General features: G+C 37.4%; 10 protein-coding genes. 1 reads left to right on the plus strand and 9 read right to left on the minus strand.

The features are described 5' to 3' along the window. Positions 1-91: 91 nt before the first annotated feature. From D0T85_RS05770 to D0T85_RS05805, 8 genes are all read right to left on the minus strand, one after another. A complete protein-coding gene (locus tag D0T85_RS05770) occupies positions 92-1,141 on the minus strand; it encodes a TlpA disulfide reductase family protein (RefSeq protein ID WP_163211140.1) in 1,050 nt (349 codons plus the stop codon). Between the two features lie 9 nt (positions 1,142-1,150). After that, complete coding sequence (locus tag D0T85_RS05775) at positions 1,151-2,746, minus strand: S41 family peptidase (protein WP_163211391.1); 1,596 nt, start codon at positions 2,744-2,746, stop codon at positions 1,151-1,153. 20 nt (positions 2,747-2,766) lie between these two features. Further along, entirely contained in the window at positions 2,767-3,222 is a 456-nt protein-coding gene (coaD, locus tag D0T85_RS05780; protein ID WP_163211142.1) for a pantetheine-phosphate adenylyltransferase, read from the minus strand. A 117-nt stretch (positions 3,223-3,339) separates the two neighbouring features. Further along, entirely contained in the window at positions 3,340-5,190 is a 1,851-nt protein-coding gene (locus D0T85_RS05785) for a DNA topoisomerase IV subunit B (RefSeq protein WP_163211144.1), read from the minus strand. A gap of 118 nt (positions 5,191-5,308) precedes the next feature. After that, complete coding sequence (locus tag D0T85_RS05790; protein ID WP_163211146.1) at positions 5,309-6,442, minus strand: N-acetyltransferase; 1,134 nt, start codon at positions 6,440-6,442, stop codon at positions 5,309-5,311. A 31-nt stretch (positions 6,443-6,473) separates the two neighbouring features. Continuing rightward, a complete protein-coding gene (locus D0T85_RS05795) occupies positions 6,474-7,430 on the minus strand; it encodes a calcium/sodium antiporter (RefSeq protein WP_163211148.1) in 957 nt (318 codons plus the stop codon). Between the two features lie 75 nt (positions 7,431-7,505). After that, positions 7,506-9,353: an erythromycin esterase family protein gene (locus D0T85_RS05800; protein ID WP_163211150.1), complete on the minus strand. Its 1,848-nt coding sequence runs from the start codon at positions 9,351-9,353 to the stop codon at positions 7,506-7,508. A gap of 21 nt (positions 9,354-9,374) precedes the next feature. Beyond that, positions 9,375-11,246, minus strand: coding sequence for an erythromycin esterase family protein (locus D0T85_RS05805; RefSeq protein WP_163211152.1), 1,872 nt, complete (start codon positions 11,244-11,246; stop codon positions 9,375-9,377). Positions 11,247-11,912: 666 nt separating this feature from the next. Here D0T85_RS05805 and D0T85_RS05810 point away from each other — a divergent pair. Next, a complete protein-coding gene (locus D0T85_RS05810; protein ID WP_163211154.1) occupies positions 11,913-13,118 on the plus strand; it encodes a hexokinase in 1,206 nt (401 codons plus the stop codon). Positions 13,119-13,230: 112 nt separating this feature from the next. Here D0T85_RS05810 and D0T85_RS05815 read toward each other — a convergent pair whose 3' ends face one another. Beyond that, positions 13,231-14,403: an SAM-dependent methyltransferase gene (locus D0T85_RS05815; protein ID WP_370459932.1), complete on the minus strand. Its 1,173-nt coding sequence runs from the start codon at positions 14,401-14,403 to the stop codon at positions 13,231-13,233. Positions 14,404-14,405: the final 2 nt, after the last annotated feature.

The raw sequence follows: 14,405 nt of genomic DNA on the forward strand, positions 1-14,405 counted from the left end.
ATAGAGGTAATAAAGTTGATAAAGTTAATAGAGTAGTTTATAGTCTTTATTAACTTTATAGCCTTTATAATCTTTATCAACTTTATAACCTTTATTTCCTTTTTCTTTTATTTCCTTTTTCCTCTTTCAAGAGTTCTTTTAGTTTGTTTGTCAATGCTTCGCCTTTAATGTCTCTCTCTAATACCCGTCCGTCGGTACCAAGAAGTATATTATAAGGAATGTTATAAACTCCATATTGCTTTACAATATCGCTGTCCCATCCCATAAAGTTACATACCTGTTCCCATTGAAGCGTATCGGTCTTTATTGCATTTTTCAAACTGTCTCTATCCATATCCAAAGAAACTCCCAACATAGAAAACTGAGAATGATCTTTGTATTTGTTGTAAATACTGCGTAGTTCGGCATTGGTGGTTTTGCATGAGTCGCACCACGAAGCCCAGAAGTTAATTAGCAGATAAGTGTTTCTGAATTTGGTTCTGTTAATGTTTTCCTTTTTCAGATTAGGTAACGAAAAAGAGATGGCAGATTTACCCGGTTCGCCTTTCTCGGCCTGTTCAATCAGCTTGGTTAGTTTGTCTATGTATGGTTTGTCTTGAAGAACACCATCCATATACGAAATTAACTCTTTGATCTTTGCCAAATCGGGTTCGGTTTTCTGAACGAAGAACTTATCGAGCAAATAGATAGAAACAGGTGAGGTTTGATATGTTCGGATAAATGTTGCTGCCCTGTTTATTACTGCTGTATCCGGAGGATTTACTGAGAATTCCCGGATGCTGTTATTGAAAGCTGTTAACTCTTCATTAGGAGTAACGCCTTTTATATCCAGGTATTCACTTTGAGTAAGATCACCTTTGATTGTTATCGGTTGCCCCTTATCAAGATAGAGTGGATACTCTTGATTGTTATTCAAAATAAGCATTACATGGAATAATGTATCAACAGGTATGGTATGGGCCACTTTGCCATTAACAACATACATGGTATCTACCAAATCCGATAACTCATCGTTTCCGTAAATGTAAACAGTGTCATTGCTCAGCCCTTTAAGTTCGCCTTTAATTTCAACCAGGTTAGATGCGTCCTTACAAGCCGCAAAACAAATAACCGAAAGGATTATATAGCAAAGTTTCTTCATCTGATGGTGTTAATTAAGTATCTTTTCGTAACCTCCGTCTTCTAATAATTGAAGCGCATTCATAACACTTTCGTTCGATTCGTTCATAATCTGAAAGTATTCGCTCATATCCCATAAATCGCGTGCAATCAATGCCTTTAACTGGGCTTTGATTAATGATTGCGAAATAGTATATTGTTCTTCATTAAACTCTATCTTGGCTTCTTCGGCCTGTGCTTTCAGTAAGTTTACTACATCATCGTTTATCTGAAAACCTTTTTTGAAAGCGTCAATGTTTTTATATTCGTTCAACATCTGAATTCTTTGGTTCTCGACATACTTCATTGAAGTATTTAAAATAACTCCTTTTGCAGCAAGCTGACGGTGATAGTTTGTGTACCGGGTAGTGTCAATCGGAACAAAGTAATCGGGCATAATTCCTCCACCGCCGTATACGGTTCTTTCTAACCGCTCTGTTTTATACATAACCGAATCCGGGAAATGGATGCTATCTGCACTATTCATTTCTCCACGGTTGTAACGGTCTATCAGGTCATGGTGATACATTTCCCGGTTTGTTTCACCGTTTTCCATCTGATAAGGTTTTTGTATGCTACGGCCTGCCGGTGTATAGTATCTTGCAACTGTTAACCGAATCATTGACCCATCGGGTAAGTCGATAGGGCGTTGAACAAGCCCTTTACCAAATGTGCGCCGGCCCACAATTACTCCACGATCCCAATCCTGTATTGCTCCACTTACAATTTCGCTGGCCGAGGCCGAGAACTCATCAACCAATACAATTAATCTTCCTTTTTTGAAGTTTCCTGTACCGTGTGCAAAGAACTCACTGCGTTGTTCTTTAAGGCGTCCTTGTGTATAGACAATCAGTTCTTTTTGGTTAAGGAACTCGTTAGCCATATCAATGGCAGCATTCAGATAGCCTCCTCCATTTCCTTGAAGATCAAGTATCAGATCTGCCATTCCTTGTTTCTTCAAATCTTTCAATGCATTGGTAAACTCTTCGGCTGTTGTGGCACTGAAACGATTGATCCGGATATATCCTACTTTGGGGCGTATCATATAAGAGGCATCCATACTGTAAATAGGAATCTTATCGCGCACAACAGTAAAAAACAACGGCTCATTAACGCCTCGCCGGATAATGGTGAGTTGTACTTTGGTATTTTTAGGACCTCTTAAGCGACTCATTATATCTTCGGTATTCATCTTTACACCGGCAATAGCAGTGTCGTTTACGGCAATAATGCGGTCGCCTGCAAGTATCCCTACTTTTTCGGATGGGCCGTTACTAACCGGCTGAATAACCAAAAGGGTATCTTCGACCATATTAAACTGCACGCCAATCCCTTCGAAGTTTCCTTGCAATGGTTCGTTCATCTTCCTTACCTCTTCAGCATCACTATAAGTTGAGTGAGGGTCAAGTTTTTCCAGCATACCAACAATGGCATCTTCAACCAACTTGTCTTCATCAACAGCATCTACATATAAGTTAGAAATTGCATACTCTGCTACCTGAAGTTTCCGGAAAGCTGTATTTTGAGATGTGGCTGTAAAAGAGCACAATACGCCTACCGATACTAACAGTATCCGTAGTTTGTGCATGTTCGTTTTTTCTATATTCATTACTCTATATTTAATCCTTCAGGTATAAACTGACTGATATCTTTTTTATAGGTTAATAGTTCGCGTACAATTGTAGAACTTACACAACTAAGTTCGGGTTCGGTGAAAAGCAATATGGTTTCTATTCCTGCCAGTTTACGGTTAATGTCGGCTATGGTTTCTTCGTACTCAAAGTCTTTAACCGTGCGGATTCCACGAACAATAAATCCGGCATTTACTTCACTGGCAAAGTCGATTGTTAAACAATCGTAGGAGATTACCTTTATCCGTGGTTCATTTTTATAAAGAGACTGAATCATGGACAGTCGTTTATCTACTGGGAAATAGGTGTTTTTATTTTCGTTGATACCTATTCCTATAATAACTTCGTCCATAAAAGTCAGTGTTCTTTCCACTATCGAATAATGACCGATAGTGAAGGGGTCAAATGTCCCCGGAAATATAGCTCTTCTCATTATATTAATATGCCAATGTGTTAATATGCCAATGTGCCAATTAACTACATTTATTTAATTATATAATTGCCACATTACTAATTAGCACATTGGCACATTAGCATATTGGCACATTAGTTATGCAATATCTTCTTCTACAACCAGATTCTCAATAATAAAGTTCTGACGATCCATTGTGTTTTTACCCATATAGAATTCGAGTAACTCCTTTACAAGGTCGTTTTTGCGGAGCGTAACCTGCTCTAACCGCATATCTTCACCAATAAAGTTTTTAAACTCATCCGGCGAGATTTCACCTAAACCTTTAAAGCGGGTTATTTCAGGATTCGGATTTAACTCTTTTATGGCATTTATTCTTTCTTCGTCCGAGTAGCAATACAATGTTTTCTTTTTATTACGCACACGGAATAAAGGCGTTTGTAATATATAAACATGGCCTTTCTTTATCAGGTCGGGGAAGAATTGCAGAAAAAATGTTATCATCAGTAAGCGGATGTGCATTCCGTCTACATCGGCATCTGTGGCAATAATTACTTTGTTATAGCGTAAACCTTCAATACCATCTTCTATATTTAATGCAGCTTGCAGCAGATTGAATTCTTCGTTTTCGTATACCACCTTCTTTGTTAATCCGAAAGTATTCAGTGGTTTTCCGCGAAGGCTGAACACAGCTTGAGTGTTTACACTACGGCTTTTTGTAATAGAACCACTTGCCGAATCTCCCTCGGTAATGAAAATACATGATTCTTCTTGCTGAGTGCCTTTTGTGTCATTCAGATGCACCCGGCAATCGCGCAGTTTACGGTTGTGCAGGTTGGCTTTCTTTGCGCGTTCGCGTGCAAGTTTGGTTACCCCGGCAATGGCTTTGCGTTCTTTTTCGGATTCCTGAATCTTCTGCAACATAATCTCGGATGTTTCTTGATTTTTGTGCAGATAGTTATCCAATTCCTTTTTAACGAAATCGCCAATAAATTTGCCGATTGAGGGTCCGTCCGGGCCAACATCTTTTGAACCGAGTTTTGTTTTTGTTTGCGACTCAAAAACCGGTTCTTCTACTTTAATGCTGATTGCTCCTACCATACCGCTACGAATATCGGCATAGTCGAAGTTTTTGGCATAGTACTCTTTTACCGTTTTACCAAGTGCTTCGCGGAAGGCACTTAAATGTGTCCCTCCCTGAGTAGTATGTTGTCCGTTTACAAACGAATAATATTCTTCGCCATACTGATGGCTGTGGGTGAGAACCATTTCAATATCTTCTCCTTTCAGATGAATAATTGGATAAAGCGGTTCTGTGGTCATGTTTTCATTCAACAGGTCGACCAACCCGTTGCGCGAGTGGAATCTCTTACCGTTATAAAGAATAACTAGACCCGAGTTAAGGAATACATAGTTCTTTAATAGTGGCTCAATGTATTCGTCCAGGTAGTTGTATTCTTTAAATATTGAGCTATCGGGAGTAAATTCAATAAATGTGCCGTTGGGTTCGTTTGTAGGTATAATCGGAGTTTCGGCGGTGATATCTCCTTTGGAGAATTCGGCTGTTTTTTCTTCTCCGTCGCGGAAACTGGAAATACGAAAATAGGTAGATAAAGCATTTACTGCTTTAATACCAACTCCGTTTAATCCAACCGACTTTTTAAATGCTTTAGAATCGTACTTACCCCCTGTATTCATTTTTGAGGCCACATCTACCAGTTTTCCCAAAGGAACTCCACGGCCCATATCACGGACTTTTACTTTTCCATCAACAACAGAAACTTCAATGGTTTTACCATATCCCATCATGTATTCGTCGATAGAGTTGTCCATCACCTCCTTCAGGAGTACATAAATACCATCATCCGAGTGAGATCCATCGCCTAATTTCCCAATGTACATACCGGGACGGCGACGGATATGCTCTTTCCAATCGAGCGTTTTAATGTTATCCTCGGTATAACTCACCTCTTGCAATTTATCTTCCATATATTGTATTAAAATTATTTAGAACACAGAGACACAGAGGCGCAGAGAATTAAATGGAGTTTTTTGAATTGCTTCTAAACAAAACTCTGTGCCTCTGTGTCTCTGTGTTCTATTACTTTTAATTAATTACCTTCACAAAGGCTCTACGCTTTTTGTGTTGTTCTGTTTTAAAGTAGTCCCATTGAGCCTGAACCTTTCCGTTTTGTTCAAGTTCGGGGTTGCTCTCAGCAAAGATAAAACCTATTTTTTTATAAACTGGAATTAAATCGGAAAATAACAAAGCGTTAACACCTTTGTTTTGGTACTCGGGTTTTACTGCTACCAGCAATAAATCAAGCATTTTAGCGCGTTTAATAAACAGAGCCTTTAGCAAGTGATACCATCCAAATGGTAACATTTTTCCTTTTGCTTTTTGCAATGCTTCTGATAATGAGGGCATGGAAATTCCTACTCCTACCAGTTTATCTTCGCCATCGGTTATAAGGGTTACCATCCGAAGATCTACTATAGGCAAGTACATTTTAACATATTGTTCAATCTGTTTTTCAGTGAGAGGCGAAAAGCCATAGAAAGATTGATAGGCTTCGTTCATTAACTGAAATATCTCCTGTCCATAATCGGCAGCTATAGCTTTTGATGAAGTATATTTCTTTACTTTCAGGTTGTATTTGGCTTTTACCAGATTGGTTATGCGTTGATGTTTCTCGGGAATATCATCGGGGATATATATTTTGAATTCTACCCAGTCGGCATCTTTTTCAAAACCCAACTTCTCCATGTGAACAGGGTAGTAAGGATAGTTGTAAATGGTAGCCATTGTGCCTAACTGATCAAAGCCTTCAATAAGCATTCCTTCGGCATCGAAATCGGTAAACCCAAGTGGTCCTTGTATGTGAGTCATGCCTTTAGCTTTTCCCCATTCTTCAACAGCATTAATGAGGGCCGCCGACACTTCCTGATCATCAATAAAGTCGATCCAACCAAAACGCACATCTTTTTTATTCCAAACTTCGTTTGCTTTACGGTTTATTATGCCGGCTATGCGTCCAACGATCTTATCGTCTCTATAAGCCAGAAAATATTCGGCTTCGCAAAACTCGAAAGCGGCATTCTTTTCTTTCGAAAAGGTATTCAGCATATCATCGTAAAGATCGGGTATGGAATATGGGTTGTTTTTATATAACTCGTAATTGAAACGAATGAATTTTTTAAGCTCTTTTTTATTGGATACTCTTTTAACGATAACTGCCATGGTATTCTTCTATTAAAACTGCAAAGATAAATTATAATATTGAATTATGTAACAAAACAGCCACATACCCCACATAACACAACACTAAAATGGCGCCTTCAACTCTTGTTATGGTGCGTTTTTTAAAGAACAAGCCAAAGAACCATAACAAAATGCCCGAAGCCAAAAGTACCAGCAAATCAAAATTGGTGATATCGCCCATTTGCATTGGAGCAATTGTTGCACTACAGCCTAAAACAAAGAAAATATTAAATAGATTGCTTCCAATTACATTACCGATAGCTATTTCAGGGTTTTTCTTCAATGCTGCTACTACCGAGGTTGCCAATTCGGGTAAAGATGTTCCACCGGCCACAAGCGTTAGGCCAATAACAGATTCGCTTACTCCGAAACTGCGGGCAATACCACTTGCTCCGTCAACAAACCATTGTCCGCCTAAAACCAGTCCGCCTAAACCTCCTAATATGTACAATGTTGATTTCCAAACCGGCAACAGCTTTATTTCGCTTTCCGGTTCATTACTTCCCGATGCTATGGCAAACGTATAACTCAAAAATATAGCAAAGAAACAGAGTAGGATTAAACCATCGGTAACACTAAGTATGTTTACTGAGGTTTTATCAAGAATAACATCATTGGCACACACCAATAGAGCAATGAAGGCCAATATACATAGGGGGATTTCCTTCTTTAATGTATTGCGGGTTATTGCAATAGGGGCTACTAAAGCTGTGCAACCAACAATCATTAAGCAATTAAAAATATTGCTACCTACTACATTACCAATGGCCAGATCGGTACTTCCTTTCAGTGCCGAAGAAACACTGACTGTTAATTCGGGTGTTGAGGTACCAAAAGCCACAATGGTTAATCCGATAACAATTGATGGTATATTAAATCGTTTGGCTATCGATGCAGCACCATCCGTCAGCCCATTAGCACCAAGCAGGATTAAGAGCAATCCGCCTAAAAGTAATAGTATGTTCATGTTAGTTGTTAGTTATGAGCTGCAAATATAGTATGCATAATGTTGTCAGCATCCATTCGGGCAATAAATTTTTCTTTATTTGCTTCCAAAAGACTTAATGATTTCATTCCTTTCATGTACTTTCTCAATTTGAAAAAGCAATGAATCACCTTTTGCTACTTCGTTCATATTCTTATACCCCTCCGATCTTTTAATAAAAATAAAAGCATCAGTTAGTGTTGTTAGATTTATTTCTGCGTATGTTTCGGTAGGTGTGTATATGTTTCCAATAAGCCTGACTTTGGTTATTAATGGTTTGTTTGCAGGAGGATAAAAACAAAGCCAGGGCAACTGTTTGCTCGAACATACATCTTCAAAACTGTTTTGCACAGGCTTTTTCATGTGTACTATTCTCCGGACACTTTCTCTTGGAAGAGGTGCTGTTATTTCACCTTCGCCTGCAGTAATACCTATATTATAATATGCCTCTCCAAACTGTTTCTCAAAATAATAACCCATAGAAAATACATAAGGAATAACTCCGCGCATAACATATTTTTTATTGGTATGTCCTAGATGTGCAACAACCACAGCGCTTTCTTCTTCCGACAACCAAGTATTAATAAACTTCATAGAGTTATTAAACATGGAAAAATCCCGAGAATTTAATTCGTGGTATAACTCTTCTGTAGTTGTAGATGGGGTAAGAGGAGTGTTTTTAAGAACTGCATAATGAAATATCTCAAAGTTTTTTTCTCCCATTATATTTATTAATTCCTGTTTATGAGTATCCATATAAGCAAGAATATTATTGTAGTTTTCTGTATTTTCCCGATTATTTAATAACACCAACAAAGGCCGTAAGTGTTTGCTGGTATTGTTGTTGTAAAAAGCATATACATAGTCGAATAATGGGCTTTTTAGAATATTATACCACCCGTTATGGTTTCCTGCAATATGTACAGTCTTGGTTTTGCCCTGATTATAATCTTTCAGCCATTTAAAAAGCTCGGTTAATATTTCCGGATCTCCCACAGTGGAAGGCGAAAGATCAAGTTTCAGATCAGAAATTTTTTCTTCGGGTATTATTCCATGAATATACAAATCTAGTAATAATGTTGTATACATACACGATTCGAATAATACCAACTTGCAGTTGTTTTCTTTCACCATTTTTTTAATAAACTCAACCTGAAAACGGCTAATGCTTCCATTGCCATGTATGGTTTCGCCAAGTGCTATTATCTTTTTATCAGGTGGAACGCTTATATTAGAAAACAAATTAACTGTATCCAGTGGAATAATATTCTTGTCTGATAACTTCAATTTCTTTTCTTTAATTTTTATCTCAGATAAATCGCAATTTCCTATTTGCACCTCCATTCTATCCAAAGAGAATTTACGTTTTTCTGTTATTGCATAATCACCCAAGGCCAGAATTCCTATTTGTATAAACTGAGTATTGTTTAATGAAAGGAGTACAGTGTCGTTCTTCCATTCTTCGTGTTTTATGTCCTTTTCTATTGTTTGTATAACATTAAATTCACAATCGAATTTGATAACATTCAACAGGCTTTGTGTTAAATTTATCGATTTGCTATTTAATATTATCCGTATTGAATCCTTATTGTATTTCTTCTCTATCTCAAACATTTGATTGAATGCAACAGTCAGATTATGTGGCCTTGTGTCCGATTGATTATTGAAAGGCGCAACTGTCAAACAAAGTGGATACTTATTATTAACTATATCGGAACTGTCTATTTGCAATTCAGAAGAGAGAGCTGTTAATCGCCATTTAAAATCTTCTCCTTCCGCATAGCGGAAAGAGAAGTTAAATTTGTCTTCTATATTCTCTTTGGACTGGAAGAAGCTTCCGGATGCTAAGAATATGATACATCCGATACTAAGAATGAGAATGGGTAATAATATTTTCTTGTTCATCTACATATCCTCCACAATGTTTTAAAGTGATTCTTCAACACGTTCTTTTATCTCTTTTATTTTCATTTTTCTTCGTTCCGCTTTCTCTCCGCTTTCTTTTAATGGTTTCAGCATTTCCTGATTAAAAAGCTCCGATTCCTCATCTGTTAGTTTCGATCCACTTTTCAATTTATCCATTAGCTTGGCCATTGGATTTATAAACTCTCTGGTATCTTTGCATTTATTAATGTATAATACACCATCATAACGACGGAACAGATTAAAAGGAAGAAACTCACTTGGATATTCATGGCTGGCAATAAAACGAACAGGTATCAATCTATCATATTCCGAAGTGATTGGCACGTAAACTACATCTTCGTTTAACTTGCTTAATTGATACTCTAAACTTCCTGGCACAGGCAGTGAAATCTCTCTCTTATTGAAATAAGAAAGTTGATCTTTAATTAATACGCTTCCTTGCCCAACTGATAACAGTAAAGCAGTATATTCGGTGGGAAATTCTTTTTGAAGATAATACCCAAGCGACAGGCTAGGAACTGCCGGATGGGTAGAAATACGATTAACATGCCCACTATGTGCATATATAATGGTGCTTGAATTCGCCGGACAATAATTGGACACCCAAAATTTTGTATTAAGATACATTACAGAATCACGCATAGCCATGCGATTTACTTTATTGAGGCCAGTTTGATAAGATAGCTTCAGGATATGGTCAATTGCTTCATAATTCTTTTCCGGAAGAATAGATTGCAATACGTCTTTGTTTTTTTGCATAAAAGAAAAAGTTTTGCTTTTATCTTCTTCTAATAGTGCAAGAGCAAAATAGTCTAACTCTTTCCTTTTCAACCTATCGTTAAGCCATACAATATAATTGAAAATATCACTAAACGAATTATTTTGTTCATCCCAAAAATAATTATAATCAATACCTCCTAAATAAACCATATCCTGTTCATTCTTGTCCTTATTGTATGCTCGTATAGTTTCCAAAACACCACAAAACTCCTGATAGCCATCTTTTGATTTCAAATCAACCTCTTTACCTATTACATAATTGTTAAACAACAATATTCTTTCAAACGGATATTCTATCAATACCAACTTGCAATTTCCTTTTTTTATCTGTTGTTCAATGAATGTAGAAGCCAACTTATTTATACTGTAATTTCGATGCATTGCCTCACCCAAGGCAATGATTTTTTTGTTTTGTATAGCTTCTATATTTTTGAAAGCATCATTATTGGCAAGATCAATAGGTGTCCATTTACCTGGATCGAATGTTGCTTCTGCAGTTCTTGGTGAGTAAGAATCAATGTCTTTATCACCTATACGAATATTTAATTTGTGAAACCCTACCCAGGCATCAGTTTCTGATTCTCCTTCGATATGAAATTTCAAATTAAGAAGTTCTGCGTCCTTCAATGATATATTCAAAGCATATTTCCCTAAAGTCTCTACTAACGGCAGGCTTAATGTATCCGAATTGATACATTCTTCGCGGTAATTAAGTCCATCAATCACTAAATACGACCCGGATAAAGCCTCGCCTTTACCTTCAAATATAACTTGCCCGGTGGTGGCTTGGTGAGTGGGTAACAAAATTCGTTGTTCCATTTCCACTTCCAAACGTTTGTTTGTAGGCATTGGGTTTTTATAGCTTAATGTGTATACTGAATCTTTTCGGGATGGAAAATAAAAATTAGAAAACGCATAGGCTCCATTCACTCTCCAAGGGAAAAAATAATTGGTAACAGTGGTGGAGTCTTTGACTATCTTGAAATTCAGATCATAAAGTTCAGAGAAGGTATATTTCTTATCTAAATCAGATGGAAACAATAGGCAAACAGGCGTTGCGAATGCTAGGATGAGGAATAATATTTTCTTCATAGATTTTTTAATTTAAGCGATAGTTGCAAAGTAAGAAAAAACACAGCCTATTTACAAAAAAAGCACATTCTTTCTTTATGAAATTAAAACGATTTCCGCATGAGTATCAAATGGATACAGAAAATGGTTTTTCGCCATTTTGCTATCACTGCTATCACTAAGGCATTTTATGTTAGCTGTTAAATATCAGTGAGTTATAAAAACTCAACCCTCTACGCGGAAATTAAAAATCAAAATTTTCCAGCACGCGAGATGCGCATGAAACAACTAGTTTCATTTTGGTTTTGTGCAGTGAAACAAGTAGTTTCATATATAGTAAACCAACTGTTTCCTACATAGAAAACAAGTCGTTTCCTATATAGAAAACTGTTGGTTTCCTACTGTGAAACCGTTAGCTTCCTACCGTGATTGTCGAACCCTGACTTGGGTTGACTCTTTTTCTTCTTATCCGCATGGAAGTTTAAAACTCTGTGTAACTCAGTGAACTCTGTGGTGAAATACCAGACGAGTATGAATAATATAACCTGATTTCTATTTTATCGGGTGTTAACGAGTGATTTCTTTAACTAAATTTATTGCGGAAATATTCCCTTAATTAAGAATATCCTCTTAATTTTGCCTTTTTCAGATACCGGATCAAATATTAATCAACTAAAATATTATTTCATGGAAAACATTTTCTCATTAGTTACCGAAGAACTAAAGTTTATTGCAAACGCACTTCAAGCAAGAATCGAAGAAGGTCTTAAAGAAGATGATCAAGAAATCTTGGCTATCCCTACTCATATTCAACCTAAAACAGAGGGCATTACCGGCGAAGAAAGAGTGCTTGCGCTCGACTGGGGTGGAACCAACTTCAGAGCTGCTCTTGTAGAATATAAAGATGGAAAAGCTACCATTATTGAGGATATAAAACGTCGCTTATCTCGCGTGGAAGTAAAAGGCTTTACCCAAGAAAAACTGCATGAAAGAATGGCCTGCTTTATCAGCGAACTGAAACAACTTGACGAACGTGTTACCAAAATCGGATATTGTTTCTCTTATCCGGCAGACTCGCGCTTAAATGGTGATGCCATTCTTCTTCGTTGGACAAAAGGAATCGATATTCCTGATATGATAGACAAACCGGTAGGAGAGCCATTACTTAAATACCTGAATAACCATAAAGAGATAAATACTACATTTAAAGATATTAAGGTAGTAAACGATACAGTTGCCAGTTTGTTTGCCGGACTTACCGAACGCATAAACGGTAAACCTTTCGATTCTTACATTGGCTTAATTGTAGGAACAGGTACCAACATGGCCAGTTTAATGCCTCTTAATAAAATAGAAAAGCTGAACAGTAAAGATGAAGGCGTGATTCCTGTTAACCTGGAATCGGGAAATTTCAATCCTCCTCATTTAACAATTATCGATAATCTGGTAGATGCTATATCGAATAATAAAGGAAGTCAGCGATTTGAAAAAGCGATATCGGGTGGTTATTTGGGCGAAATCTTCAAAACCGTATTTATGTTTGAGAAGATTAAACATGACTTTGACGGTGGCGACTTGAGCTATATCATCAATAACCCTGATAAAAACAAGAAAGATCATGTAGATATCGCCAATTGGGTGTATAACAGATCGGCACAACTGGTTGCTGCTTCTCTGGCCGGATTGGTGCAGGTTTTGGTGGCACAAGACAGTGCAATAAAGAATATCTACCTGGCTGCCGACGGAACTCTATTCTGGAGTAACGATTATGAACAGCAAGTAGAAGCTGAACTTAAAAAATTGTTGCCGGCAGGTGTCACAATGGTGATATCGGCTAAAGAGAAGATGCAGGAACCAAATCTGATTGGTTCGGCCATTGCAGCACTTTCTTAGAATTCTCGAAATCATTGGGCATTAACCCTTTATCTTAAAAAGGGTGTACCTATCACAGGCACACCCTTTTATTATTATTTCAAAGCCTTCGCGTGTTGAGTGACGACAAATATCAAAACTTCTTGCAACGAATCAATACTTTAGAGTTATCCTGCAAAGTTGTTGCAAACAGATAAACCTCTCCCCCATCCTTCAACTTGCAACGTTTGCGTAAGTCGGCTACGGATAGCGGAAAGTTACGGGTGCTGATATTTGCTTTGTCTATACCCGCCAACAATTCTTTATCTTTTAAAGAAGAATAAGCCTCTACCTGAAAGACTCTTCCGGGAAAATCTTCGATATATTGATCCTTGGTATACAGGTGACTGTTAGGATGTAGCTTCTTTAAATTATACTTTGCTGCAATAATTTTGTAACCACCTGCTTTTAGTATGGATGCATGGGGTTCGTATAAAAAACGGTCTACTTCATTGGTATATACGCACTGGGCGTTTTGCTCTTCTATTTTAGAAAAAGTGAATTCCTGCTGGCTGGTAGTTGCAAAATTTACACAGTGTAAGGTTACCAAATCAGTGTCCGACTTATCTAATATTACCAGTAATTCTTTGCAATCGTTGTGCACAGATAATATATGTACCTGTGTTGCATATTTCAATTCTCTTAATGCCAACGATATATCGAGCATTGGCGAAAGTTTGATAACTACCCGATTGGCTTTCTTCAACAACAAATCTTCTAATAGGGTTACATCGGGTTCGCAGTCGGATAATTGAACTGTTTTTTTTCCATGTTTGTCTCTGCGTGCCGGATCAATAAAGATGCAATCTACCGGATCCATATTTCTGAGATACGTTATAGCATCCTCATTGAGTACACTAATATGATTTAATCCAAGCAGCGGAAAATTATGTTTGGCTATTATACAAAGTTCACTTTGTTTTTCTATGTATGTGGCTTTTGCAAAATTGGCAGCAATAAATGCACAATCAACTCCAAAACCACCAGTAAGATCGGTGAAAGTATTTCCCTTACAAAGTGTTGATTTATAGTGTGCTGTAACCTCCGAAGAGCATTGTTCGAGCGATAAATGTTGGGGGTAAAGGAGTTCCTCTACTGCATACCACGAAGGAATTTTGTTTGCAGCCGCCTGTCTGCCGGCTATTTGTGTAATGGCTGCTTTTATGTCAACATCCGGATACTTCCCTGCCTGTAATGCCAGAGAGCGAACATCATCGTGCTGATGATTACGAATAAAGTTCGTGGTTGTGGAGGAGAGGTTAATCACTT

The sequence above is a fragment of the Bacteroides sp. 519 genome, assembly GCF_010500955.1.
Classification (GTDB): Bacteria; Bacteroidota; Bacteroidia; order Bacteroidales; family Bacteroidaceae; genus Bacteroides.

What these genes read in the sequence shown, in the direction of transcription:
- D0T85_RS05795 (WP_163211148.1), bottom strand. Translation starts at nt 7,430, where the DNA reads ATGAACATACTATTACTTTTAGGCGGATTGCTCTTAATCCTGCTTGGT.
- D0T85_RS05800 (WP_163211150.1), bottom strand. Translation starts at nt 9,353, where the DNA reads ATGAACAAGAAAATATTATTACCCATTCTCATTCTTAGTATCGGATGT.
- D0T85_RS05785 (WP_163211144.1), bottom strand. Translation starts at nt 5,190, where the DNA reads ATGGAAGATAAATTGCAAGAGGTGAGTTATACCGAGGATAACATTAAA.
- D0T85_RS05805 (WP_163211152.1), bottom strand. Translation starts at nt 11,246, where the DNA reads ATGAAGAAAATATTATTCCTCATCCTAGCATTCGCAACGCCTGTTTGC.
- D0T85_RS05790 (WP_163211146.1), bottom strand. Translation starts at nt 6,442, where the DNA reads ATGGCAGTTATCGTTAAAAGAGTATCCAATAAAAAAGAGCTTAAAAAA.
- D0T85_RS05770 (WP_163211140.1), bottom strand. Translation starts at nt 1,141, where the DNA reads ATGAAGAAACTTTGCTATATAATCCTTTCGGTTATTTGTTTTGCGGCT.
- D0T85_RS05810 (WP_163211154.1), top strand. Translation starts at nt 11,913, where the DNA reads ATGGAAAACATTTTCTCATTAGTTACCGAAGAACTAAAGTTTATTGCA.
- D0T85_RS05775 (WP_163211391.1), bottom strand. Translation starts at nt 2,746, where the DNA reads ATGCACAAACTACGGATACTGTTAGTATCGGTAGGCGTATTGTGCTCT.
- coaD (WP_163211142.1), bottom strand. Translation starts at nt 3,222, where the DNA reads ATGAGAAGAGCTATATTTCCGGGGACATTTGACCCCTTCACTATCGGT.